21 protein-coding genes and 3 tRNA genes are annotated in these 24,799 nt (G+C 68.5%); 9 read left to right on the forward strand and 15 right to left on the reverse strand.

The window, feature by feature from the left end; all coding sequences use genetic code 11:
- Positions 1-9: 9 nt before the first annotated feature.
- The 5 genes from BO221_RS14985 to BO221_RS15005 form a co-directional block, all read right to left on the reverse strand.
- Positions 10-984, reverse strand: a complete 975-nt coding sequence (locus BO221_RS14985; protein ID WP_073561123.1) for a hydroxymethylglutaryl-CoA lyase — start codon at positions 982-984, stop codon at positions 10-12.
- Between the two features lie 54 nt (positions 985-1,038).
- Positions 1,039-1,782, reverse strand: coding sequence for a trans-aconitate 2-methyltransferase (locus BO221_RS14990; RefSeq protein ID WP_073561124.1), 744 nt, complete (start codon positions 1,780-1,782; stop codon positions 1,039-1,041).
- Positions 1,783-1,852: 70 nt separating this feature from the next.
- The gene (locus BO221_RS14995; protein ID WP_073561125.1) at positions 1,853-3,049 is read right to left on the reverse strand and encodes an aminotransferase class I/II-fold pyridoxal phosphate-dependent enzyme; all 1,197 of its coding nucleotides are present in this window, start codon (positions 3,047-3,049) and stop codon (positions 1,853-1,855) included.
- A gap of 16 nt (positions 3,050-3,065) precedes the next feature.
- Entirely contained in the window at positions 3,066-3,938 is an 873-nt protein-coding gene (locus tag BO221_RS15000) for a phosphatase PAP2 family protein (RefSeq protein WP_073561126.1), read from the reverse strand.
- A gap of 71 nt (positions 3,939-4,009) precedes the next feature.
- On the reverse strand, positions 4,010-6,493 hold the full coding sequence (locus tag BO221_RS15005; protein ID WP_073561127.1) for an RND family transporter: 2,484 nt from the start codon (positions 6,491-6,493) through the stop codon (positions 4,010-4,012).
- A 434-nt stretch (positions 6,494-6,927) separates the two neighbouring features.
- Between BO221_RS15005 and BO221_RS15010 the strand changes: the two genes are divergently transcribed.
- Both BO221_RS15010 and BO221_RS15015 read left to right on the forward strand, forming a co-directional pair.
- Complete coding sequence (locus BO221_RS15010; protein ID WP_073561128.1) at positions 6,928-8,469, forward strand: pyridoxal phosphate-dependent aminotransferase family protein; 1,542 nt, start codon at positions 6,928-6,930, stop codon at positions 8,467-8,469.
- Positions 8,470-8,478: 9 nt separating this feature from the next.
- Positions 8,479-9,660 carry an N-acetyltransferase gene (locus BO221_RS15015; protein WP_073561129.1) on the forward strand — a complete coding sequence of 394 codons (1,182 nt, stop codon included), beginning with the start codon at positions 8,479-8,481 and terminating at the stop codon, positions 9,658-9,660.
- A gap of 32 nt (positions 9,661-9,692) precedes the next feature.
- Here the strand turns inward: BO221_RS15015 and BO221_RS15020 are convergent, their stop codons facing one another.
- Positions 9,693-10,256: a phospholipid-binding protein MlaC gene (locus BO221_RS15020; protein WP_073561130.1), complete on the reverse strand. Its 564-nt coding sequence runs from the start codon at positions 10,254-10,256 to the stop codon at positions 9,693-9,695.
- 204 nt (positions 10,257-10,460) lie between these two features.
- Between BO221_RS15020 and BO221_RS15025 the strand changes: the two genes are divergently transcribed.
- Together BO221_RS15025 and BO221_RS15030 are read left to right on the forward strand one after the other, a co-directional pair.
- On the forward strand, positions 10,461-11,384 hold the full coding sequence (locus BO221_RS15025; protein WP_043393178.1) for a class I fructose-bisphosphate aldolase: 924 nt from the start codon (positions 10,461-10,463) through the stop codon (positions 11,382-11,384).
- 354 nt (positions 11,385-11,738) lie between these two features.
- On the forward strand, positions 11,739-12,845 hold the full coding sequence (locus tag BO221_RS15030; RefSeq protein ID WP_233166014.1) for a polyprenyl synthetase family protein: 1,107 nt from the start codon (positions 11,739-11,741) through the stop codon (positions 12,843-12,845).
- A gap of 221 nt (positions 12,846-13,066) precedes the next feature.
- On the opposite strand, the gene BO221_RS15035 is transcribed toward BO221_RS15030, so the two are convergent.
- From BO221_RS15035 to BO221_RS15060, 6 genes are all read right to left on the reverse strand, one after another.
- Positions 13,067-13,139 (reverse strand) — tRNA-Ala (locus tag BO221_RS15035).
- A gap of 70 nt (positions 13,140-13,209) precedes the next feature.
- A tRNA-Ala gene (locus tag BO221_RS15040) sits at positions 13,210-13,282 on the reverse strand.
- Positions 13,283-13,334: 52 nt separating this feature from the next.
- Complete coding sequence (locus tag BO221_RS15045; RefSeq protein ID WP_073561132.1) at positions 13,335-13,733, reverse strand: hypothetical protein; 399 nt, start codon at positions 13,731-13,733, stop codon at positions 13,335-13,337.
- Positions 13,734-13,826: 93 nt separating this feature from the next.
- The gene (locus BO221_RS15050; protein ID WP_233166016.1) at positions 13,827-15,197 is read right to left on the reverse strand and encodes an RsmB/NOP family class I SAM-dependent RNA methyltransferase; all 1,371 of its coding nucleotides are present in this window, start codon (positions 15,195-15,197) and stop codon (positions 13,827-13,829) included.
- Positions 15,198-15,218: 21 nt separating this feature from the next.
- On the reverse strand, positions 15,219-15,869 hold the full coding sequence (locus BO221_RS57330) for a response regulator (RefSeq protein WP_073561133.1): 651 nt from the start codon (positions 15,867-15,869) through the stop codon (positions 15,219-15,221).
- Positions 15,870-15,958: 89 nt separating this feature from the next.
- Positions 15,959-16,044 (reverse strand) — tRNA-Leu (locus BO221_RS15060).
- A gap of 94 nt (positions 16,045-16,138) precedes the next feature.
- Between BO221_RS15060 and BO221_RS15065 the strand changes: the two genes are divergently transcribed.
- The 3 genes from BO221_RS15065 to BO221_RS15075 all read left to right on the forward strand — a co-directional run bounded on the left by BO221_RS15065 (position 16,139) and on the right by BO221_RS15075 (position 19,995).
- Complete coding sequence (locus BO221_RS15065) at positions 16,139-16,888, forward strand: M48 family metallopeptidase (RefSeq protein WP_073561134.1); 750 nt, start codon at positions 16,139-16,141, stop codon at positions 16,886-16,888.
- A 362-nt stretch (positions 16,889-17,250) separates the two neighbouring features.
- On the forward strand, positions 17,251-18,210 hold the full coding sequence (locus BO221_RS15070; RefSeq protein ID WP_073561377.1) for a diguanylate cyclase: 960 nt from the start codon (positions 17,251-17,253) through the stop codon (positions 18,208-18,210).
- Positions 18,211-18,258: 48 nt separating this feature from the next.
- A complete protein-coding gene (locus BO221_RS15075; RefSeq protein ID WP_073561135.1) occupies positions 18,259-19,995 on the forward strand; it encodes a two-component system response regulator in 1,737 nt (578 codons plus the stop codon).
- Positions 19,996-20,002: 7 nt separating this feature from the next.
- Here BO221_RS15075 and BO221_RS15080 read toward each other — a convergent pair whose 3' ends face one another.
- Positions 20,003-20,491, reverse strand: coding sequence for a hypothetical protein (locus tag BO221_RS15080; protein WP_073561136.1), 489 nt, complete (start codon positions 20,489-20,491; stop codon positions 20,003-20,005).
- A 147-nt stretch (positions 20,492-20,638) separates the two neighbouring features.
- On the opposite strand from BO221_RS15080, the gene BO221_RS15085 reads away from it, so the two are divergent.
- Together BO221_RS15085 and BO221_RS15090 are read left to right on the forward strand one after the other, a co-directional pair.
- Positions 20,639-20,998, forward strand: coding sequence for a hypothetical protein (locus tag BO221_RS15085; RefSeq protein WP_073561137.1), 360 nt, complete (start codon positions 20,639-20,641; stop codon positions 20,996-20,998).
- A gap of 22 nt (positions 20,999-21,020) precedes the next feature.
- The gene (locus BO221_RS15090) at positions 21,021-21,479 is read left to right on the forward strand and encodes a DUF5063 domain-containing protein (protein WP_073561138.1); all 459 of its coding nucleotides are present in this window, start codon (positions 21,021-21,023) and stop codon (positions 21,477-21,479) included.
- Between the two features lie 27 nt (positions 21,480-21,506).
- On the opposite strand, the gene BO221_RS15095 is transcribed toward BO221_RS15090, so the two are convergent.
- Both BO221_RS15095 and miaA read right to left on the reverse strand, forming a co-directional pair.
- Positions 21,507-23,636, reverse strand: a complete 2,130-nt coding sequence (locus tag BO221_RS15095; RefSeq protein ID WP_158079845.1) for an ATP-binding protein — start codon at positions 23,634-23,636, stop codon at positions 21,507-21,509.
- A 242-nt stretch (positions 23,637-23,878) separates the two neighbouring features.
- Positions 23,879-24,793: a tRNA (adenosine(37)-N6)-dimethylallyltransferase MiaA gene (miaA, locus tag BO221_RS15100; protein ID WP_073561140.1), complete on the reverse strand. Its 915-nt coding sequence runs from the start codon at positions 24,791-24,793 to the stop codon at positions 23,879-23,881.
- Positions 24,794-24,799 lie beyond the last annotated feature (6 nt).

The raw sequence follows: 24,799 nt of genomic DNA on the forward strand, positions 1-24,799 counted from the left end.
GGAATGGCGTCAGGTGGTGGCCCGGCGATTCGCCTTCTTCTCGCGCTCGCCCAGGGCCGCTTGGAGGAACTTGCCCGCGAGCTTCCGGCCGATGAGCTCCTGGGCGACCATGCCCGCCTCGACGAGTTTGTCGAGCTGGATGCCCGTCTTCACGCCCATGCCATGGAGCATGTAGACGAGATCCTCGGTGGCGAGGTTTCCGGCCGCGCCCGGTGCGTAGGGGCACCCGCCCAGGCCGCCGATGCTGGCGTCGAAAGTCGTCACGCCCAGTTGCAGGCCGATGAGCGCGTTGGCCAGGGCGGTGCCGCGCGTGTCGTGCAGGTGCAGCGCCAGCTTCTCCACCGGCACGTGCTCGAGCAGCGCGTTCAGCAGGGTGTCCGTCTGCCTCGGCGTCCCCACCCCGATCGTGTCACCCAGGCTGAGCTGATAGATGCCGCCGTCCACCAGGGCACGGCTGATCTCCACCACGCGGGAGACGGGCACCTCGCCCTCGTAGGGGCAGCCCCACACCGTGGACAGGTAACCGCGCACCCGCAGGCCCGCCTTCAGCGCGGCCTCGGTGGTCTGCCGGGCTTCGGCCACCGCCTCGGCGATGGTCTTGTTGATGTTCTTCTTCGAGTGGGCCTCGGACGCGGAGATGAAGACGGCCGCTTCCTCCAGGCCCGCCTCCTTGGCGCGCGTCAGGCCCTTGAGGTTGGGCACCAGCGCCGAGAAGGTGACGCCCTCGCGCCGCCCCACCAGACGCAGCAACTCCTCCGCGTCGGCGAGCTGCGGAATCCACTTGGGTGACACGAAGGAGGTCACCTCGATGCGCTTCTCCCCCGCCGCGATCAGCGCCTCGATGAGGCGTGCCTTGTCGCGCGTGGGCAGCGTACGCAATTCGTTCTGCAAGCCGTCCCGAGGCCCCACCTCGTAGACGTCCACCTTCTCCGGCAGATTGCCGAGCCCGGTCACGCGCGGGCGGCGTTTTTCATTCGAGTCCACTGGACGATGTCCCGCGTCGAGCTTCCGCTCCTGTCGAGCTTCCACTCCTGAAGTTCACTGTTTCGGGTCTCGGGTGCAACGCAACATGGCGCCCACGATGAGATCCGTTGATGTCTCCGAGGGCCGCTCCTCCTCCAACCCGCCGTGCACCCAGCTCACCGAAAAACCCGTGGCTTCCAACAGCCGCGTCAGATCCGCAAGCGGATAGTAACGAATGGCATAGTGGCCGGACAGAACACGTCCATCCGGCATCGTGAGCCTCCTTGTGGCCTCGTCGCGACCACGCACCGCGTCGAAGCAGCTCTGCTCCTCGAGCAGGCTGCCGTCCGGCAACCGGGTAGAGAAGGATGCCTCCGGTTGTGACGCCAGGCGCTCGTACGGCACGGTGTGCAGCACCAGCAGGCCGCCGGGCCTCAGGCACCGCGCCACCTCGCGCAGCAGCGCCGCATGCTCCTCGTCCGAGAAGACGAAGAGCGTCGAGTACCAGGCGTACGCACCCGCCAGGGAGCCCGTCCGGAATGGAAGGGAGCGGAGGTCCGCCCGCACCGCTGGAAATCCGGGCAGCCGCTCCTGGAGGGACAGTGCATCCAGCTCCAGGCCGATGATCCGGTCCGCCAGGGGGCCCCGGGCATTCAGGCGCGCGGCATGCCGGCCATGGCCACAGCCCAGGTCCACCACCGGGCCGGGCACCTCGAGCGTCTCGAAGCGCCTCGCGAGGTACGCCACCTCCTTCGCCGTCGTCTCCTCGGAAAGGAACGGCAGTGTGGAGCGGAGGTAGAGTTCGCCGAAGAAGCTCACGGTGTTGGCGCGGGGGTGTAACACCCGGGTGTAGGGGTCGCAAGCCGCCCGGCCCCCGAGAGACCAGGCGTCAGCGGACCCGAGCCAGCCCCGCCTTCAACCGGCGCACCGCCTCATCCAGCACCGCCTCCGTCTTGCAGAAGGCGAAGCGCGCCATCCCCTGCCCCAGGTGCTTGTGCTCGGGACTGTAGAAAACACTCGGAGGGATGGCCGCTACTCCCACCTCCGTCACGAGGTGCCGGCAGAAGGCCACGTCATCCGCGAAGCCCCTGCCCGAGATGTTCGCGATGATGAAGTAGCTGCCCTCGGGCGCGTACGCCTCGAGCCCCGCCTCCGCGAGCCCCGCCAGCAGCCGATCCCGCTTGGACAGGTACATGGCGCTCAGCTCCTGGAAGTACGAGTCCGGGAGCCGCAGCGCCGCCGCCGTGGCCGCCTGCAGCGGCGAGGCCGTGGCGAACGTCACGAACTGGTGGGCTCGCTGCACCGCGTCACGCAGGGGCGGCGGTGCGATGACCCATCCAATCTTCCACCCGGTGAGGCTGAACGACTTGCCGGCGCTGCTCACCGTCAGCGTCCGGTCCGCCAGCGAGGGCACCATGGCGGGCCGCACATGACGCGCCGGGCCGAAGAGGATGTGCTCATACACCTCGTCCGAGAGCACCTTCACATCGTGTTCGGCGCACAGGCCGCCGAGGAACTCGAGCTCCTCGCGGGTGAATACCTTGCCGGTGGGGTTGTGGGGCGAGTTGAGGACGAGCAGCCGCGTGCGGGGACCGAAGGCCGCGCGCACCTCCTCGCGATCGAACCACCACGTGGTGTGCGAGCCGTCCGGCGGACGCAGCGGCACGTAGCGCGCCTTCGCCCCGAGGAAGGCGGCGTTGGCGTCGTACGAGTCGTAGAAGGGCTCGAAGAGCACCACTTCATCGCCCGGGTCCACCAGGCCGAGCATCACGCAGAGGATGGCCTCGGTGGCACCGCTGGTGACGGTCACCATGGTGTCCGGATCGATGCCGGTGTGTCCGTGGAAGCGCGCGCCGTGCTCGGCGATGGCCACGCGCAAGTCACGCAGGCCGGGGCTGGGAGCGTACTGGTTCACGCCGTCGGTGATTGCCTTGCGAGCGGCCTCCTTCACGGGCTCGGGTCCGTCGAAGTCAGGGAAGCCCTGCCCCAGGTTCATGGCCCCGTGCTTGAGGGCCAGCGCGCTGAACTCGGAGAAGACGGTGGTACCGAGATGGGCCACGCGGCCCGCGAGGATCTGCCTGCTCATGCATACGCTCCCTTGTTCAGGGGCGCACGATAGCGTCCATCGTCACGGGGCGCGCTACGGGATCGCGCCGGGCGAACGTCCGGCCCCACCCCACGGCCAGACCCACCACCACCGCCACCAGCGGCACCGCGCACAGCAGGTCCGTCGCGTAGTGGAAGCGGCCCACCAGGGTGGCGGCGATGAGCAACAGGCCGGGCACCAACGTCACCCGGAAGTAGCGGGGCGCGAAGCGCCAGGCGTACACGAACACCAGCAGCGTGGTTCCCGTGTGGCCCGAGGGGAAGCAGTCCCGCGCGAACCCCGGCAGGCGCATCACCGAGTCCAGGAAGGCCGTCACCCACACGCCCTGGAGCGGCTGATCGAAGGCGAAGTAGAGGAAGTAGCGCGGGCCGATGGCCGGCACCAGCGCGTAGAACAGGTAGTTGAAGGTGAAGAAGAGGCTGAGCGCCAGCAGGTACTCGTCGAAGGCCTCCTGGCGGCCGGCGAAGTACAGCACCACGCCCAGCATCAGCGGCCAGACGAAGTGGCCGTAGTAGCAAATCATCAGGATGTCGATGAACCAGGGCGGCACCCACTGCCCGAGCACCACCGCGGCCTGGACCCCGAACAGCCGCTGATCCATGGCGACGAGCTGGGCATCCCGCAGCACCGGCGTGAGGGCGGTCACCAGGGGACTGAGCACCTCGTGACTGAGACCGATCACCGGCAGCAGCCAGAAGTTGGCCACGAAGGCCAGCAGCCGGTGCTGGGGGAAGTAGGACTCCAGGGTGCGCAGGACCAGGGGGCCGAGCGCGAAGATGGCGAAGTGGACGGCGGATCTCGTGGAGCCAGGGGCCCAGCTGGCTGGGCCCAGGAGCGTCAAAGCGGCGAACGAGCACGAGACGACCATGACGACGTCGACTGCTCGTAGGTGGACGTTCCGAACGCCCGCTCGGGCGCGCTCATACGAGGTCCAGGCGTTCACGCAGACTTACGCTCCCCCGGTTCGCCGGCAGGCTCCTTCACCGCGATGTCCAGGCTCCGAATCATGCCCCCACCCCTCTTCCGGTCCTTCCAACGCTCCAGCAAGGCGAGCATCGCCGGGAAGAAAACCGTCGTACCCAGGAAGGTGCACATCACCCCCAGAAGTGCAATCTGTCCGATGGAGCGCAAACCGGCGTGATGGGAGATCAACAAAGCCCCATAGCCGGCCGCGTTGGACAGCGTGGCCACCACCGCCGCGAAGCCCGTATTGCGCACCACGTGGCCGAGCGAGCCAGGGCCCTCTTCCTCGTAGCGGTGGAAGAGGTGCACCGAGTTGTCCACGGCGATGGCGAGCAGGTTGGGGAGAACCACGGCGTTGATGAAGTTCAGCTGCACGTCGAAGAGGTACATGCCTCCAGCCAGGCACAACATGCCCAGGAACAGAGGGCCCGCCACCAGGCAGGCACGCTTGAAGCTGCGCAGGCTGAGGAGGATCGTCAAGAACACCACCGACGCGGCCGCCCAGAGGATGAAGGGGCCGTCCCCCCGCACCATCGAGAAGATGCGGGCGGCGATCCGATTGCTATCCAACACCGCGAGGTCCACGCCCCGGGCCTTCGCACCGGCGATGACCTCGTCCAGCTGCGCGGCCCACGCCGACAGCTCCCGCGTGTCGTGGTTGGACACCGAGGGGAACAGCAGCAGGAACATGCCCTTGCCGTCCTGCGCCTCGAAGCGGCGGCGCACCTCGACGGGCAGCTGCTCCGCCCCGTACGGCTGGGCCTCCAGCATCTTCTTCACGTTCTCCAGGCGGGGATCCTTCTGGGCCTCCTCGGGCAGCTTCTCCAGCGTCGCGCGCAGGGCGGCGAGCTGCTCCTGGTGCCCCGGCACGTCCTGGGGCAGCAGCTCGTTGAGCGAGGCGTACTGCTTGAAGGTGGACTCCGCGCCGTGCCGCGTCTTCACCTCGGTGATGACTTCCTCGACCACCTGGGCCTGCTTCAGGTCGTCCACCAGGAGGATGGCCGGGTTGAGGTGCGTGCCGAGCTGCTCGCTGATGTGGTCATCGAGCACGACCGAGGGCGACTCACCCCGGAGCTTGCGCATGTTCGTCTCGAAGCCGATGCGCGGCAGCACGTAGACGGAGTACGCCGCGAAGCCGAGCACCGCCACCAGCAGGCCCGCGATGACGGACGTGGGCCAGCGCTTGTGGGGCGTGGGCGGCACCTGCTTCGCCGGAGCCTCGGACACGTGGACCTCGGCCGCCTTGCGCCCACCCGGACGCAGACGCTCGGCGAGCACCAGCAGCGCCGGGCCCAGCCCGTACGCCACCAGCACCGCCATCAGCACGCCCACGCCGGCCAGCAGACCGAACTGCTTGAAGGCCTCGAACTGGGCGAACACGAGCACGAAGAAGGCCGCCGCGTTCGTCAGCGCCGAGGTGAGCGCTCCGGCGAAGGTGCCCCGCACGGCCTCGGCCAGCGCCTCGGCGGCCGGGCGATCGCGCCGCTCCTCCCAGTAGCGCATGGCCAGGTGGATGCCGTACTCCAGGCCCAGGCCGATGAGGATGGCCACCAGGAAGCCCGTGACGATGTTGAGGTGGCCGATGGCCAGCTCCGCGAAGGCGAACGTCAGCGACACGCCGAAGACGACGGGCACGCCCACCACCGCCAGTGCCCACAGCCGCCGCGTGGCCAGCAGGATGATGCCCACCGCCATGATCGCCGAGAGGACGGCGGCGCGTGACAGGTCCTTGCGCATCACCACGTCTTCCTCGATGCGCGCCTGGAAGGCCCCGGCGTAATCCAGCGTCACCCCGGGATGACCCTGGGCCACCTCGGCGGACACGCGCTGCACGTCATCCACCAGCTTCTGCGCGAAGACGATGTCGCCCGCGGTGCCGCCCGGCTTCACCATCATGTACACCTCGGAGCCATCCGCGCTGCCGAGGTACTCGCGCATGGGCGCATCCGGGCTGTACTTCTTGACGATGGCGTCGAAGTCCGGCGGCGCGTCCGCCTCGTCGAGCAGATCCACCGCGATGGCCTGCTGCTTCTCGTAGCGCAGCCGCGCGTCCACGTCCGCGCGCAGCTCCTTCAGCTTCTCCGTGGGCAGCAGCAGCAGGCCGCGCTCCTCGAAGAAGCCCACGTCGAAGTGGTTCTCCACGTAGCGCACCTCGGGAAGCGTCTCGAGCTTCCGGGACAGCGCGTTGGAGAACTCCCGCAGCTTCTCGGGCGCGGCGCCGCGCGCGCGCACCACGAGGTAACCGTCACCGCCGGCCTTCTCGGCCACCCGGTTCAGATCCTGGACCTCCTGGGTCTCGCTGGGCAGCAACTCCACGAAGGAGCCGCGGAAGTCCAGCCGTCCGGCCAGCAGCGCGCCACCGAGCGCCAACACGGTGAACGCCAGCAGCACCCGCCAGGGCCGCGCGAGCGTTCCCCGGATGAAGGCCTCGGACCCACGCCGTCGAAGAGAGTCAGCCACGCATTTCCCCAGTCGAAGGAGGCCCGCCAGAAAGCAGACTTCCCGCCCCCTGTCACGGCCTCAACGAATCCGGGAACGAACACCCCCCAGCCTGGAAGCCTTCCACCCCGTGTGTGGAAGCCATCCGTGTGACATCCCCCCTCTGAACCAGGGCACACGAGTCCCGGTTGTGCAACCGGTTGCGCACTCGCCTGCCCCCATCGGGAATAACCCCAGGTGTCAACCCCTACCCGGGGATTCCCGGCCAACCCCGGGGCCGCGCGCGCCTCAGTCCGTGTCTTGACACTCGGAGGTCGACTCAATAATGACGGCGACTCCTAGCCCCCCGAGGAGGAGGACGCGCGCTTGTGGTGCCCCGGGTCGGAGAGAACACCGCAGGAAGCGCGCCCTGGAGCTCCGCTGAGGCGGATCTCCCCCCATGAGAGAAGAGCGCCATGAGTGACGTATTCGAGAAGTGCCGGAGCTGGAAGGACTACCGCATCGCCAAGGCCACGGGGCTCTATCCCTACTACCGGGCGATCGAGGAGTCGTACGGTGCCACCGAGGTCCAGATCGAAGGCCGCCGTATCATCATGGTGGGCTCGAACAACTACCTGGGCCTGAGCGCGGACCCCCGGGTGAAGGAAGCGGCCATCAAGGCGGTGGAGCGCTACGGCACCACGTGCTCCGGCTCGCGTCTGCTCAACGGCACCCTGGCGCTGCACGAGGAGCTGGAGCAGCGGCTGGCGAAGTTCCTCAACCGCGAGGCCGCGGTGGTCATCTCCACCGGCTTCCAGACGAATCTGGCGCTCTCCTCCATCCTGGGCCGCCACGACATCGTCTTCGCGGACCGGCAGAACCACGCCTCGCTGGTGGATGGCATCCGGCTGTCCTTCGCCACCGAGCGCAAGTTCCGTCACAACGACCTGGAGCACCTCGAGCAGCTGCTGCAGCAGGCCGCCGAGAAGGAGCCCAAGGCCGGGAAGATCATCATCACCGACGGCGTGTTCTCCATGGAGGGCGACGTCTGCAACCTGCCCCGCATCGTGGAGCTGGCGCAGAAGTACGGCGCGCGGGTGATGACGGATGACGCCCACTCCATGGGCGTGCTGGGGGAGAAGGGCCGCGGCACCTCGGAGTACTTCGGGCTGGAGAAGGAGACGGACCTCGTCATGGGGACGTTCTCCAAGAGCTTCGCGTCGCTGGGCGGCGTGCTGTCAGGCCCCTCGGACGTCATCAACTACATCCGCCACAAGTCGCGTTCCGTCATCTTCTCCGCGTCCATGACGCCGGCCACCGTGGCCTCGGCGCTCAAGGCGCTGGAGATCATCGAGGCCGAGCCGCAGCGGCGCGCGCGCCTGCTGGACATCGCCGAGAAGATGCACAACGGCTTCCGCGCCATGGGCTTCGACACGGGCGTGTCGGTGACGCCGGTGGTGCCGGTGCACATCGGTGACCAGGTGAAGTGCTTCCGCTTCTGGAGGGCACTGCACGAGGCGGGCGTGTTCGCCAACCCGGTGATTCCTCCCGCGGTGGAGGCGGGCCACGCCCTCATCCGCACCAGCTACATGGCCACGCACACGGACGAGCAGCTGGATCGGGTGCTCGACATCTTCGAGCAGATTGGCAAGAAGATGGACGTCATCCCCCAGACGCGGCCCTCCACGTACACCCCGGTGCAGATCGCCCGCCCGGGCACGATGGTGCGCAACAACAAGGCCTCGGAGAAGTGGGCCGCCGCCAGTGAGGGCCACAACGGCCACAACGGCTTCACGCTGGATCAGCTCTCGCGCATGTCCTCGCGCGAGGTGGCCGGCAAGCTGTTCGACGCGGTGGAGACGCTCACCTGGCGCGCCGCCAACCTCCAGCCGGAAGACATCCGCAAGCTGGGACAGATGCCGATGAAGCTCTGGGAGAAGCGCGCCACCCTCCCCGGCATCCTGCTGGAGAAGGGCGCCAACTTCTTCATCCGCAACGGGCACGAGGACAGGAGCTAGGACACCCCCATGGCCGCCGCCGCCGAGATGCAGAACACCGATTCCAAGCAGCCTCCCCTGCCCTCCGACGTGGAAGTGACTCCCGTCCGGAGCCCGGCGGACCGTACGGCCTTCATCCGCCTCACCTACTCCATCTACAAGGGCGACCCGAACTTCGTGCCGCACCTGGAGATGGAGCGCCGGGACTTCATGGACCCGAAGAAGCACCCCTTCTTCGAGTTCGGCGAGGTGGAGTTCTTCCTCGCCCGCCGGGCCGGGAAGGCGGTGGGGCGCATCGCGGCGGTGAGCAACCCCCGCTACAACGAGTTCCAGGGCACCAACGTCGGCTTCTTCGGCCTCTTCGAGTGCGTGAATGACGCCGGCGTGGCCCGCGCCCTCCTCGAGAAGGCCGCCGAGTGGCTGCGCGCCAAGGGCTTCACCTCGGTGATCGGCCCGATGAGCTACTCCACCAACGGTGAGGTGGGCCTGCTCATCGAGGGGTTCAACACCCCGCCGGCCATCATGACGACGTACAACCCGCCCTGGTACGCCGCGCTCATCGAGGCCAACGGCTTCACCAAGGCCAAGGATCTGTACGCCTGGGAGCTCTCCTCCTCCACTCCGCCCCCGGAGAAGGTGGCGCGCATCGCGGAGAAGATCCGCCAGCGCGAGGGCGTCACGGTGCGCCCGGTGAACCTCAAGGAGTTCGACGCCGAGGTGGCCCGGGTGAAGACCATGTACAACGCGGCCTGGGAGAAGAACTGGGGCTTCGTCCCGATGACGGAGCACGAGTTCGACCACCTGGCGCGTGAGCTCAAGCAGATGGTGCGGCCGGAGCTGGTGCTGGTCGCCGAGGTGAAGGGCGAGCCCGTGGGCTTCGCGCTCACGATTCCCGACGCCAACGAGGCCATCAAGGCCGCCAATGGCCGGCTCACCACCTTCGGCCTGCCCATCGGGCTCGCGAAGCTGCTGCTGGCCACGCGCCGCATCCGCCGGCTGCGCCTCGTCCTGCTGGGCACCGTCGAGGGCTACCGGCGCCGCGGCCTGGACGCCATCCTCTACCTGGACACGCTCAACAAGGCGCGCGAGCTGGGCTACGAGGGCGGAGAGATCTCCTGGACGCTCGAGGACAACCACCTCGTCAACCGCGCCATCGAGTCCATGGGCGGCAAGCAGTCCAAGCGGTACCGCGTCTACGAGAAGCCCCTGTAGAGGCGGGCACGTGGACGCGGCCCGGGCGGGCGCTACTCGAGGGACTTCTCGAGCTGCGCCCGCTTGGACTTCAGGGTGGTCAACAGCCCGTCGAAGCCCTTGTTGGCGAGGAGCTTCCGGAACTGGCCCTGGTACGTCTCCAGCAGCGAGATGTCATCCGTGACGATGTCGTAGATGCGCCACTCGCTCTTGTCGTTCGCGCGGAAGAGCTTGTAGCGCACGGGCAGCCGATCCCTGCTCATGATGACCTTGGTGTCCACGGTGGCCTCGTTGCCCTGGACGGACTCCTGGCCGTACTGGATCAGCGCCCTCCCCTGGCTGAACGCCTTCTGGGCGTAGGAGGCGCGCAGCAACCCCTGCATCGCCTCCGAGAAGTCCTTGCGCTGGGCGGGCGTCAGCTTGTCCCACGTCCCGCCGAGGGCCCTCTTGGACAGCTCACCCCAGTCCACGAAGCGATCCACCGCCTTGGAGAGCTGCTCCGGGGTGCCCCCCTTGGACGTGATGATCTTCTGGACCTCGGTGTTGCCCGACTTCACGACCTCGAGCGGAGCGGGTGCCGCGGCGAACAGCACGGCGGCGAGCAGGGAAGCGAACATAGGCGATGTGACTCCGGAACGACGATGGAACCGACCAGAGGGATGACCCTCCAGGGCGCGAACTTATTCACGATGCCACCGCGCGATCCCCGAGCGTTCGCGTCGCGACGAAGCTACGAATGATCTGCTTGGTACATGGCGCGCGCGTGGGCAGAATCCGACCCGCCAAGTCAAGGGGCCTTCCGCCCCCACTCCGAGGAGCACATGGCGTATACCGACCGCGTCAAGCAGATCCTCTCGTGGTACCCCTCCGATAACCCCGGCACGCTGACCAATCTGGCCCGCCTGCTCAACACCGGCACCCTCGCCGGCACCGGCAAGATGGTCATCCTCCCGGTGGATCAGGGCTTCGAGCACGGCCCGGCCCGATCCTTCGCCCCCAACCCGGCGGGCTACGATCCGGACTATCACATCCAGCTCGCCATCGACTCCGGCTGCAACGCCTACGCCGCGCCCCTGGGCTTCCTGGAGTCCGTGGCCGGCAAGTACGCCGGTGAGATCCCGCTGATCCTCAAGCTCAACAACTCGGACACGCTGGGCAAGCCCGAGCACCCCATGTCCGCCGTCACCGGCTCCGTGAAGGACGCGGTGCGCCTGGGCTGCGTGGCCATCGGCTACACCATCTACCCGGGCTCCGGTTACCGCAACGAGCAGTACGAGGCCCTGCGCGATCTGATCGCCGAGGCCAAGGATCACGGCCTCCCCACGGTGCTCTGGGCCTACCCGCGCGGCAGCATCTCCAAGGAGGGTGAGCAGGCCATCGACGTGATCTCCTACGCGGCGCAGATCAGCGCGCAGCTCGGCGCCCACGTCATCAAGGTCAAGCCGCCCAAGGACTTCCTGGAGCAGGCCGAGGCCAAGAAGGTCTACGAGAAGTTCAACATCCCCACCAAGACCATGTCCGACCGCATCCGCGACGTGGTGAAGTCCGCCTTCAACGGCAAGCGCATCGTCATCTTCTCCGGCGGCGAGTCCAAGACCACCGAGGACCTGCTCGAGGAGATCCGTCAGATCGCCGCCGGCGGCGGTTTCGGCTCCATCATGGGCCGCAATGCCTTCCAGCGCCCCCACGACGAGTCGGTGAAGCTGCTGAAGGATGTGATGAACATCTTCAAGAACGCCAAGTAATTTCACCCCTGGCGGATCCGAGCGGCCGACGTCCTTTTTGGACCGGCCGCTCTTTTTCCATGAGGATGTACAAACAGGGGGGGGAGTCAACAAAGACATCTGGGTAAATCAAGACCCGTTACGTCTTTTTCCCTCTGAGAGGCTTCCGTCTCTCCTCGAACGGCAATATTTCTCCACGAGATTCCACGATTGCCTGTATAAAAGTTTTCTGATATTAAAATCCGTAAGAATATCCATGGGGCTTGCCCGACCCCCCAAGCTGCACAGCCCCGGAGGTTCGCTATGCTGACGTTGGTTGCCGCTGTCCAGGATACGATGCCGACGCGCGGAACCTCGGGTGACACCTCCCCCGTCATGAAAGAGCGGAAGTCTCCACAGGCCGGGCCTCCGGCGGCAGAGCAGCAACAGTCTGCGTCCCCGTCGCCCGTGGACTTCGTGTCCTGGGCCAAGACGGTGCAGTACCAGACGCAGGTGGTGCTGCATCAGATCCTGGAGCTCGAGGATGAGCGGCACCTGGATCCGGCATGGAACAAGGTGCTGGAGCAGGTGCGCAGCTACAGCCTGCGTCCCTCCAAGCGCATCCGTCCGGGCCTGGTGCTCGTGGGCTACGCCCTGGGCCGCGGCGACACGCGGGCGCCCTCGGGCTTGTGGCGGTTCGCGGCGGCCACGGAGCTGCTGCACACCTTCATGCTGATCCACGATGACGTCGCGGATCAGGCGGACACGCGCCGCGGCGGCGCCGCACTCCACAAGATGCTCGGCGAGGGCAGGCTCGGGGAGAACCTCGCGATCGTGATCGGAGATCACCTCTACGGGCGCTCGCTCGAGGTGATGCTGGGCTGCAACCTGCCGGAAGCGGACGTGGCCACGCGCTACTTCCTCAAGGTGTGCCGCTACACCGCCGCCGGGCAGTACATGGACATCCGGCTGCCGCACCAGCCGCTGGCCGAGCTGTCCATCTACAACGCGCTGCGCGTGGCCTACCTGAAGACGGCCCTCTACGGCTTCACCGCTCCGCTCGTGTGCGGGGCGATGCTCTCCGGCGGTGATCCGGAGCTCATCAACAAGCTGGAGCGTTTCGGCCGCTACGTGGGCACCGCCTACCAGCTGCGCGACGACCTGCTCGGCCTGTACGGGCAGTCCTCCGTGGTGGGCAAGCCGACGGACTCGGACCTCGCGCAGGGCAAGCGCACCTTCCCGCTGCTGGCCGCCTACCTGCGCGCCACGCCCGAGGCCCGCCAGGAGCTGGAGACGCTCTGCATCCCCGGCCCCAAGGACGAGACGATGCTGCAGCGCGCCCGTGAGCTCGTGGAGCAGCACGAGGGCCGCGCCGCCACCGAGCGCCTCATCGAGCGCTCCACCAACGCCGCCTCCCGCATCCTCCACAGCCTGCCCGAGGCCGGCGGCCTCAAGCAGATGCTGCGCGATCTGCTCCAGATGCTGATGATCCGCGAAGCCTGAGCCGCGACGCCCCGAGCGTCGCCCCGGCCGTCCGCGGACACCACACGCCCCCTCCCCTCGAGCTGAGCGAGGCACACCTCGCCCGTGGGGATCGCGTGCGCTTCCCTTCACTCCGATTCCGCTGATTCAGGTGGATGCCACCGGCCGCGAGCGTGCGCTCGAGCGGGCCGGCGGAAATGAAAAGGCCCGCCTGGTTCGCACCGGGCGGGCCTTCTTCATTGTGGAGCTAATCGGGATCGAACCGATGACCTCTTGAATGCCATTCAAGCGCTCTCCCAGCTGAGCTATAGCCCCGTATTCACTTGTGCCATCGAAGGAGAGAGACGAGGCCCGCCAGCTTTTCCTGACGGGCCTCTTCTCTGAGTGGAGCTAATCGGGATCGAACCGATGACCTCTTGAATGCCATTCAAGCGCTCTCCCAGCTGAGCTATAGCCCCACAATGCGCAACCGCCTGGGGAGCGGTTGCCAACGTCGAAAGCGGCGCCCTTCTACAACTTCTTCGTGCGGGACGCTACTCCCGAATTCGCCCCACCCGCGTTTTTTTGCTTCAGCCGCTGGGCCGTCTCCTCTCCCTCCTGGAGGAGATCGCTGATCTCCCGGGCCTGGGCCTCGGCCTTCTGATGCGCCTGCTCGACCGCCTTGAGCAGCGGGGCGAACGTGGAGGACAGCTCCAGCTTGCCCTTCTGCACCTGCTTGAAGACGGCCTCGCCCAGCTCCCGCAGGGCGCGCTCCTTCTCCTTCTGGATGAAGTCGTTCTGCGTCTTCGCCCGGGCCAGCTCGGCGTGCTTCTCCACCTGCTGGCGCAATTGGGTCATCTGCGACTGGGCGGACTGGAACGCCTCCTGGATTTGACGGAGCGTCTCGGACTGCTTGGGGTCGGCTGCCACCGGATGCGACCTCGCGGAAAAAGGATCGCCTTCCTGCGTAGCGTGGGGCCGCCAGGACTGTCAATCCTGCCTGCTCTCGGGCCCGCCCGCCCCTCAGGCCTTGCGCAGCCGGGCCGCGAAGAAACCCCCACCCGGTACCCTCGACGGCAGCGCCCGGAGGAAGGGGCCGTCACAGAGCACGGCCGCCCGCTCGGGGCCGAAGAGAGGGGCCAGGGGCTCCACCGTGAAGCCCGGCACCTTGGCGAGGAAGTCGCGCACCACCGCGTCGTTCTCCTCGGGCAGCAGCGAGCACGTGGCGTACACCAGCAGCGCCCCCGGCTTCACCTGGCCCGCCAGCTCCTCCAGAAGCCCCAGCTGGGTGTCGTGGAACTCCTGCACCGACTTCGCGGTGATCTTCCACTTCTGATCCGGTTCCCTGGCCAATGAGCCCGTCCCACTGCACGGCGCGTCCACCAGCACCACGTCCGCCTGCTCCAGCGGCAGGGGATGCGGGAAGGACACGTGCCGCAGGGACAGCTCCCTCGCCCGCTCGCGCGCCTGCGCCAGCCGCCGGCGGGAGCGGTCTCCCGCCACCACCCGCCCCGCCTTGCCCACCTCGTCCGCCAGCGCGAGCGTCTTGCCGCCCGCCCCCGCGCACACGTCCGCCACCACCCGCCCCGACAGTGAGCCCTCCAGCGGCCGGCACGCCTCGACGATCAGCTGGCTGCCCACGTCCTGCACCTGCAGGCGGCCCTCCTTCATCACCTTCGTCTCGAAGACGCGGTGGCTCGCCTCGGTGATGCGCACCGCGTCCAGCGCCACGCCCACCGGCTCCACCGCCACGCCCTCCTCCACCAACCGCGCCACCACCTCGGCCCGCGTCCCCGAGGGCCTCACCCGGAAGTGAAGCGAGGGATCCTCGTCCAGCGCCGCCAGCATCGCCTCCAGCAGCGGCTCCGGGTGCAGCTCGGCCAGCCGGTTCACCAGCCAGTTGGGGAACGAGTAGCGCGTGGCCAGCCGCTCCGCGGCCGACTCCGGCACCGGCGGCTCCGGCAGCGGCGACTCCGCCACCTGGGCCAGCAGATCATCCTTGATGGTGCGCGGACGCACCGGGCCGGGCAGCTTCACCTCGGGGCTGATGCGCCCCCAGCTCGCCCCGCAGAACAGCCGGCGCCAGAGCACGTAGCGCACCAGCGTCTGATCCTCGAGCAGGCCGATCTTGCTGGGAGGGTGCCCCAACAGGCGCGCCGCCAGGTCCAACAGCCGCTGGTGCCGCGAGAGCTCGCGCACCGCCAGCGCCGTGAAGCGCCGCTCCTGGCCGCCCAGGCCCTCCGCGTCCTTCAGCGCATTGGCCAGCGCCGCCTTGAGGGGATCGCCCTTCAACACCGCCAGGTGTGCCTCGAGCACCGCCGTCGCCGCACGCCGCGAGGGGCGACCCAGGCGATCCTCGTCCACGAATGTGCCAGGCCAGAGAGTCTTGCTCACGCTCGAACCGCCAGCGCTCCGCTACGCGCGAAGCGCCATCGAGACGGCCAGACATCCTTCGTGGGTCCGCACCTCACGCGGTCCGGCCGCCAGATAGAAATATTGGTGCCCCGTCCGCCGCTCGCCCTCCACCTCCAGCGAGCCCTCCACCACCATCAGGCCCGCCCGCCCCCGGTTCACCGGCCGGCCATGGCCCGCCCCGGGCTCCATCCGCACCCACAGACACCCGCCCGGCTCCTCCACCACCCGCACGCCCACCGACACCTCCGTCCACCCCTCGTGCGGTGGCATGCGCCGCGCCGCCGTCTCCACCTGCTGCCGCAGCGTGACGAAGCGCTCCACCAGATCCAGGATGTCCTCGATCTGGAAGGGCTTGGCCAGCACCGCGTCCGGCTCGTGCGGCCGCAGCACCTTCACCACCTCTTCGGCCGTGGCCGCGCTGACGATCGCCACCGGCTGCAGCCGCTGACGCGCCGCCTCCAGGATGATCCGCCCGCCATCGCCCTTGTCCCCAATGCGCAGGTCCGTCACCACCAGGGAGAAGCGCTCCTCCTTCAGGGCCTCCAACGCCTGGGCCACACTGCCCGCCTCGCGCACCTCTGCCTGCTCGGCGATCAGCTCCCCCATCCCCTCGCGGAGACTGGCGTCATCCTCCACCAGCAACACCTTCATCAGAGGACCTCCCGCCTGGGACTCCGGAGTCTCACTGCACGCCTGGGGGGAGTAGTTGCCCCTTCCCATCGGGCGAGAACTCCCCGGAATGGCCCTCCCCGGACTCGAACCGGGACGCGGGGTCAGCCGCAGCGGATTTTGAGTCCGCCTCGTCTACCAATTTCGACAGAGGGCCCCTTGGGGCTGGAACAAGCGAACGTATACCGCGATGCCCGCCCGGACGCATCTGAAGATTGCGGTCCTACACACTGATGGATAAACGGGGCGCCATGTACAACCTTCTCATCGCCCTGGGTGTGGGTCTCGTCATCACCCTGGGTATCAAACTCTCTGGCGTCGGCTCCATCTGGGCCGGCATCATCCCGGGCTCCATCGCCTTCGTGGCGACCTACCTCCTGCTCGCCCGGCGGATCGGCAACCAGCTCCAGGTCCTCATGGAGTCCGTCCAGAAGGAGCTCCAGGGGCAGCCCACCAGCCAGAAGGAAGCCCAGGCGCGCGTCGAGCGGGCCATCAAGATGCTGGAGGGCGGGCTCGTCTACGACAAGTGGCAGTTCATGGTGGGGCCCGAAATCCACTCGCAGCTGGGCATGCTCAAGTACATGTCCAAGGATCTGGACGGGGCGCAGGTGCACTTCAACAAGGCCAGCCCCCGCAACTACATGGCCAAGGCCATGCAGGGCGCCCTCTACTACCAGCGCAAGGACTTCGGCGCGATGAAGCGGGCCTTCGAGACCGCGGTGACCGCCGGCAAGAAGGAGCCGCTGCTGTGGGCCGCATACGCGTGGTGCCTCGTGCAGAACAAGGAGAAGGACGAGGCCCTCCGGGTGCTGGGACGCGGCGTGGAGGCCAACCCCTCCGATGAGAAGCTCAAGAACAGCCTGTCCGCCCTGCAGAACGACAAGAAGCTGAAGATGAAGCCCTATGAGCCCATGTGGTGGCAGTTCGGTCTGGAGGCGCCACCGCCCCAGGTTCTGGGCGGTGGTGGGGGCCGGCGCGTTCAGTTCACCCCCCGACGCTGATCCTCGCCTCCCGGGAATTCCTACTGGTGGGATAACCGGGAACGCTGCAACTCTTGCCTAGTCGGGGGCACCTTCTCCCGAGACGGGTGCTGCAAGTCCCTGGAATCACTCCCCCCTCTGCCGCCGTGAAGAGGGGCACGGCCCTTGCTCCTGGGCTGACACATGATCGGGCCCGAGCGGCCCGGCGAAGTGGTGGAGAGATCGGATTTGGCAGCCGGGGGTCTCGGGTGAAGGAGGAGGAGGACGTGGGTGCGCCAGGGGCGACGGCCGGGGACGGGCGGGATGGCTCACCCTCTAGCGGGCGTGGCACTCGAGACTTTCGGCCTGCCATTACCAGGCAGGAGCGGGAAGTGGAGCGGACCATGGAACGGCACGAGCGCCCCAGCGAGAGGGCCCTGATCCTGGTCGTGGAGGACGACCCGGGGACACGCGACAGCCTGGTGGAGCTGCTCGCCGCCCGGTTCGATGTGCTGGGCGCCAGCGACGGCCAGTCGGGCCTGGTGCTCGCCCGCGAGCGGCACCCGGATCTGGTCCTGCTGGATCGCTTCCTGGATCACGAGGACGGCCTGGCGGTGCTCGAGTCGCTGCAGCACGACAAGGCGACCGAGTCCGTGCCCGTCATCTTCCTCACCGGCGACTCCGACGAGGCCACGCTGGAGAAGTGCCTGGAGATGGGCGCGGTGGACTTCGTCCACAAGCCGGCCAGCGCGCGCGAGTTGATGGCCCGCATCGATCGGGCCCTGCGCCAGAGCGAGCAGCAGCAGCGGCTCCAGGTGCTGGCCCAGACGGACGCCCTCACGGGCCTGGCCAACTTCCGGGCGCTGTCCATGCGGCTGGAAGAAGAGTTCAAGCGCGCCAACCGTTACGAGTACCCGATGTCCGTGGTGGTCATCGATCTGGATCACCTCAAGGCCATCAACGACGGCATGGGCCACGACGTGGGCAACCGGGCGATCCTCGTGCTGGCCAGCCACCTGCGCACCAACCTGCGCGAGGTGGACTTCGCGGCCCGCTTCGGCGGGGATGAGTTCGTCGCGCTGCTGCCCCACCAGACGGCGGCCGAGGCGGCCGTGTTCGCCGAGCGGATCCGCGCCGGACTGCGTACCGTGAAGGTGACGCGCAGCGACGGGCGGCCGGCCCCCTTCGGACTGAGCGTGAGCGTGGGGATCGCGGATCACTCGACCGCCCAGCCCAAGGAGAGCACCGAGGCCCTGCTGAGGGCGGCGGACGCGGCGCTCTACGAGGCCAAGCGCGAGGGCCGCGATCGGGTCGTGGTGTACGGAGCGGCCGAGATGCCGCCCCCGAAGGTTCAGCGTCACTGACAACCAGAAACCCCCAGAGGACCGATGGACGGTGGAGTGAGGGCGCGGATGAACGGGAGCAAGCTGGCGAGCGGTTCGAGGGTAGCCATCGTGGGGGGTGGAATCGCCGGTGCGGGACTGGCCGCCTCGTTGCTCTTCAATGGACGGGCCCGCGGCTGCGCGCTCGACGTGCGGGTGTACGAAAGCGGGGAGCCGGGCGCCGTCGCCCCGCCCGCCCTGCTCACGCCCGAGTGCCGTTCCCGGCTCGCCGCGCTCGGCTGCCGCGTGCCTCCCGAGTGGCGCGCCCATGAGCTGCGCGGCGTGGAGATCATCTCCCACGGCAACCGCGAGGTGCTGCCCTCCACGCCCGGCGGCCTGTGGGTGGTGGACGCGTGGCCCCAGGGCCAGGGTGGCCTCGCGCTGGTGCGGGAAGTGCTCGCGGGCGCGGCGACCGCGCAGGGCGCGCGCTTCGTGCCCCGGCGCGTCGAGCGGGTGGAGAACCAGCCCTCGGCGCCGGACGCTCCCGCCGCGGTGCGCAAGAGCGGCCCCCTCGTCGTGAGGGCCCAGGGCAGCGGCGAGCGCTTCCACGCGGTGGCCCTCGCCACGGGCGCCGGGCCCTCCATGGGCGATGCCTTCTTCCCGGGCTTCAAGCCCGCTCCCACCATCGCCGCCGTGCAGGCGCGGCTGCGGCACGCCTCGCCCCGGCTGTCCGTGGCGCCGCTCGCGCGGCTGTGGCTCTCGCCCATGGGCTCGGTGGATGGGCTGCTCCTGCTGCCCGGCGCGCATTCGGTGTACGCGCTCGCCTTCGGGGCCTCGGTGACTCCGGCGGACCTGTGCCAGGTGCTGATGATGGCCGCCCGCGATGGGCTCGTGGAGGAAGGTTTCGAGCTCGCCGCGCTGGAGACGACGCGGCTGCCCTATGGCCCCGGCCGTACGATCGTCGCCCCCGGGCAGCTCGCGGTGGGCGCGGTGGCGTTCGGCCACCCGCTGCAACTCGGGCTCTCCGAGACGCTGGCCTCCTGCAGCCGCGCCGCCGTGGCGCTGCTGGACGCCGGATTGGAGGGCGCGGCCCTGGAACGCCGCTACGTGCGCGAGGGCCTCAATGAGATGCTCGAGGACTCGGCCGCGGGCGCTCGCTCCATCTCCTGGCTGCGCCGCGCCGGACGCCGCGCTCCCCAGGCCTTCCTCGCGGCTCGCAACCGCGGCACCTCGGGCGGCATGGGCGGTGGTGGTGTGCTGGGGCTCTCCTCCCCCACTCCGCTCTCCCTGCTCAACGCCGCCCGCTGGGCCGGCATCCGCGAGACCATGGCCTCCTGGGTCCGCACCGCCGTGGAGCCCATGCCCACCACGATTCCCTCGCTCGAGCCGGACCTCTACTACATCGTGGATGACGATCCGGATCAGCGCGAGGCCATGACGCAGCTCCTGGAGTCCACGGGAGCCCGGGTGGTGGCCTTCGCCGATGAGCTGGCCCTGTTCTGCGCGGTGGCGCGCCGCCCGCCCACGGCCATCCTCCTGGACGTGGTGCTGCACTGGGTGGACGGGCTCCGGCTGTGCGAGGGCCTCAAGCAGCACCCGCTCACGCGCGACACCCGGGTGGTGGTGATGAGCGGGTTGAACCGGCCCCACGTGCGCCAGCGCGCGCTCGACGCCGGCGCCGAGGCCTTCCTGCCCAAGCCCGTGGATCCCGAGCGCCTGCTGCGCCAGCTCATGGGCCATGTCCCCACCAGCACGCAGGTGGCCCAGCCGGGCCGCTCCGCTCAGGACGACGTCGTCTCCGACGAGTCGGGCCGCTACGCCTCCTGAGTGCTCCTCAGGGCAGCGCGGTGGTGACGTAGTCCCTGCCACTGGCATGACACCCGTGGCAGGTCGAGTGACCCCGGCCGTAGTAGTTGCTGGCGTACTCCGGCCCGAAGCCCTCGTAGAAGAGCCACGTGTCCTTGCCGGTGCCCTCGGAGATCTTCACGTCCAGGGCATGGCCCCGGAGCGTCTTCCCGTCGCTCTCGTACAGCTCCTTCACCAGGATGCTACCCACCGGGTGCGTGGCATTGCCCGCGCGCAGGGACTGGACGACCGTGTCATTGAAGAAGACGCGCACCTTGCTGCCATGCGGCGCTCGCGTCTCGCGGACACCGGGCTCGGCGAGCCAGTCCTTGTACCGGCCCTCTCGCACGAAAGCGGTGATGCCGGCCTCGGAGGTGTCGAGGTCCTGGATGACGCCCGTGCCTTCGTCCACCGTCGACGAGGGACCACAGGCGCTGGCGGCGAGCACGGCCAGGAGGAACAGCGAACGCGGGTGCATCGGGCAATCCTTTCGGCGGAGTGCTCTGCCATACGGTGATGGCGCGCGTCCGGTTACCTCGGAATTCTGAGGGCTCGTGCGCGCGCAACCTCGCGAAATCCCGGGGCGCTGGCGTGGGAATGTGCTTTGCAGCCGCCACGGTCCACCATGAGAAAATACCTCTGCGCGTTCCTGCTGCTCGGTGTCTCCGCGTGTGGTCCGGAGGGCTCCATCTTCGATGACATCATCCACGATGCGAGCAAGGTCCACGGCCCCGGCACGTACCGGCTCTCCGACAGCGGTGTCCGGTGCGCCCAGGCGCCCTGCCCCACCCTCCGCGTCTCGTCAGTCAGCTCGAACACGGAGTTCCTGGTGAGCGAAATCGAGTTCCCGGCCGGCATGCCGCAGAACACGCGGCAGCAGGCCACCGCGCTCATCTCCACACCCGACGGACTGGCGGTCTACGGCGCCCCGCGCGGCAAGGGTGATGCCCGCGTGTTCGTGGTCCAGTCCCTCCTCGAGCGCTAAGCTCCCCAAGGGGAGATGGCGGATGACGCGTGGCGAGATCCTGGACGCCGTGAAGCAGTTCCTGTCCCTGATGGAGGGCGCCGGGCCCGCTGAGAAGCGGGAGGAGACACTCCGCCTGGTGCTCGATCGGCTCGCGCTCGCGTACCACTTCGCCGAGGCCCCTTCGGACGATCGCGATTACCCCGCTCCGCCCAGAGCCGAGTACCGGGTCCTCCGAGAGCGCATTTCCCCGCTGTTCCCGCGCTACGGCTTCTACAACGTCGCCCTCGATGTCACGGACCTGGAGGGCGAGCCCGAGAACGGCATCGCCGACGCCATCGACGACCTCACGGACATCGCCATGGACCTGCACGAGGTGCTCGCCCGCTGGGAGATGACGAGCGAGGAGGATGCGTTGTTCCACTTCCGCTTCCTCTTCGAGAGCCACTGGGGTCACCACCTGCGCTCGCTCCAGCTGTACCTGCACGCGCTGGCGTTCTGAGGAGGCTTCCGCGTTCGAGCACCCGGCTCAGGCGGTGGGATGCTCCTGCTCCGCGGGTGGCTCACTCCTCCGCGGTGCATGCGACTGGCAACTGCGCGGAAGCTCGACGGTGAAGGTGGCGCCCTTGCCCAACTCGCTCTCGACGGTGATGTGGCCCCCGAGGGCCTCCGCGCTCTGGCGGGCAATCCACAGCCCGAGCCCCAACCCACCGTAATGCCGTGAATCCACCGCGCGCTCCAGCCGCTCGAAGATCCGCTCATGGTCCTCCGGCGCGATGCCGATCCCGTGATCAACCACCTGCAGGCGCACGTGGCTCTCCCGGGCCTCGAGCCGGACCGTGAGGGGACCACCAGCGCCGAACTTGATCGCATTGGAGAGCAGGCAACCCACGATCCGTCCCAGACGCGGGCGATCACACTCGCCAGGTATCGGGCCCGTGCCCTCCAACCGGAGCTCCGAGCGGGCCTTCAGCGCGGCCTCCGCGTGCAGCTCGAGCTGCTCCGCCACGACCTCCCGGAAGTCGAGTGGATCGTGCCGGGGCTCAAGCCGTCCCGAGGTGAGCCGCGTCATGTCCAGGAGATGCTCTCCGAGCTCCTGGAAGCGCCGCATCTGGCGCAGCGCCGCGGCGACCACGGGCCTCAACCGGGCGGCCTCCACCTGGCCTCCGGACGCTCCCGCCAACAGCCGCTGCAGGTGCTGAATCTGCATCTTCATGGACGTCAGCGGCGTCTTCATCTCGTGGGCCGCGACCGACAGGAATTCGTCACGCACCCCGAGCGCCTTCTGTGCCTCCCGGAAGGCCCGCTCCGCCTCCTGCCGCGCCCGGCTCTCCTCCACGAGCAGGCGATCCCTCTCGGCCTCCGCCTGGCGCCGGCTCGTGATGTCCCGGAAGCTCCACACCCGCCCGACGATCTCCTCCCCCAACCGCTGCGGCCGGGAGAAGCGATGGAAGACGCGGCCATCCACGAGCTGGACCTCGTCCTCGCTCTCCTGCTCGGGATGCGCGTAGAGGTACTCCACGTGGGAGAGAAATGCCTCGGGCTCCACCAGTTGATCGCGCACGAAGCCCAGCGCCCGCGCATCATCGCCCCTTTCGAGCACGGACGCGGGGAGCCGCCACAGCTCGGCGAAGCGCTGATTCATGGCGGTGATGTGGCCCTTGCGGTCGACGACGAGCAAGCCATCGGCGGTGGATTCCATCGAGGAGTGCAGCAGGGAGAGGAACCGCGCGAGCTCCCGGGTGCGCTCGGCCACCCGCGCCTCGAGGCTCTCGCGCTCCTTTTCCAGGGCCTGCTGCAGCTGGTGACGCTCCTCGAACGCGGCTGCCAGGACGAGAATGAAGGCGGTGAGCACCACGGACCGCGCCTGGTAATGAGCGAAGCCCCGTGCGAGCTCCATCTCTCCAACCTTCAAGGCATACATGGAGTAGAACGCCACGCTGGCCCAGAGCAGATTGGTGAGGACGGCGCCCTGTGCGCCGAACCGCAAGGCCGCCCAGAGAACGAAGGGGACCATCGGGTACGCCAGCGGAATGCCTATATCTCCATACCGCTGCCGGAGCTCGAGGGCGATGAGGCCGGTGATCAGCGAGCCCGCTGTCACCAGAGCCACCTCCCAGCGGGCCCGGTGTGGACGTCCTACCGGACCCTCGGAGAGCGCCAGGAAGACGGGGGTGACGACCAGACCCCCCCCACAGTTGGCGTTGAACCAGATCCAGGTCTGCCGGAGCAACAAGGGCCCGGGCTCGACGAGCCCCACCATCAGCAGCGCGACATGGGTGGTGAAGGCGGCGATCGCGGGATGAACGAGGCCCGCGACGACGATGAAGGCGAGGACCCCGCGCACGGTGTGGGGCCAGCGTATCGGCCCCACGTACCGGCCGAGGAGCCAGACCCCTACCAAGGTCGAGAACACGCGCGCCAGGCTCGTCAGGAGCGTGGCGGTGTACTGCTGAACGACGGAGACGGTGGTCCCTTCCGGGACGACCCATTGCCAGGGAACCAACCAGTAGGAGTTGAGCAGCGACCCGAGCAAGACGGCGGGCCATCGCGAGGTACCACGCAGGAGGAGCACCGCGAGGGCGAAGCCCCCCGCTGGCCAGATGGTCATCAGCCGGCCATCGGGCATGATCATCAGCCCGAGCCAACCCAGCAGCACATAGCCACCGGCTATCGCGAGGTGCTCCAGGAGGAGAAGGCCAGTCCGCCGCCATCCTGGCCAACCCCTCGGCAGCCAGGGACGCCGCCGTGGTGCCACCCACCCCGCGTGCGCATCCATTTCGCTTCGCTCCCCAGGCAGGAGAAGCCCAGGAACAAAGTTAGGCATGCCCGAGGACACCTCGGGCTCGGCCCGTCCACTGGAGCCACCGCGCTCCGAGGGGGCAGTCGCTAGCGCGCGCCCTACCCCTCCCCGGAGTGGGAGCCACCCTCTTTCAACAACACGTCATACGGTGGCTCCACGAAGCTCGCTCCCGCTTCCTTGCGGAACCACGTGAGCTGCCGCTTGGCGTAACGGCGCGTCTCCTGCGCCGCCTGCTGGATGGCCTCCTCCACCGGGAGCGCCCCCTCCACCACCGCCTTCGCCTGCACGTACCCCACGCTGCGCATGGGCGCGGCCTCACCGTAGCCCCGGGAAATCAACCCGCGCACCTCCTCCACCAGCCCGCTCTGGAACATGGCGGCGCTGCGCGCGTCGATGCGCCGGTACAGCTCCTCGCGCGGCGGCGACAGCACGAGCATCCGGAAGGGATACCGGTCCGCGGCGAACGCATGCTCCTTGCGGAACTCGGAGGCCGGCTTGCCCGTCTGTTTGTGGATCTCCAACGCCCGGATGGTGCGCACCAGATCCTTCGGCGGCAGCTTCGCGGCGGTCTCCGGATCCACCTCGGCGAGCTTGCGGTGCACGGCCTCCCGGCCCTCGGCGGCGGCGAGCGCCTCCAGCTCCGCGCGCAGCTCGGGGTCCGCTCCCGGCGCCTCCACCAGGCCGTGCAGCAGGATGCGCAGGTACATGCCCGTGCCGCCCACCACGAACACGGGCTTGCCCCGGGAGGTGATGTCCTCGATGGCCGCGTCGGCCCTGCGCTGATACTCGGCGGCGGAGAAGGGCTCGAGCGGCTCCACCACGGAGATGAGGTGGTGCGGCACGGCGGCCAGCTCCTCCGCCGAGGGCTTCGCCGTCCCGATGTCGAAATACCGGTACACCTGCTGCGAGTCCGCGCTGACGATCTCCCCTCCCTCGCGGCGGGCGAGCTCGATGGCGAGCGCGGTCTTCCCAGACGCGGTGGGCCCGGCGATAACGGTGAGGAAGGGCTTCATCTCGGA

Source organism: Archangium sp. Cb G35, assembly GCF_001896145.1.
Taxonomy (GTDB): Bacteria; Myxococcota; Myxococcia; order Myxococcales; family Myxococcaceae; genus Archangium; species Archangium violaceum.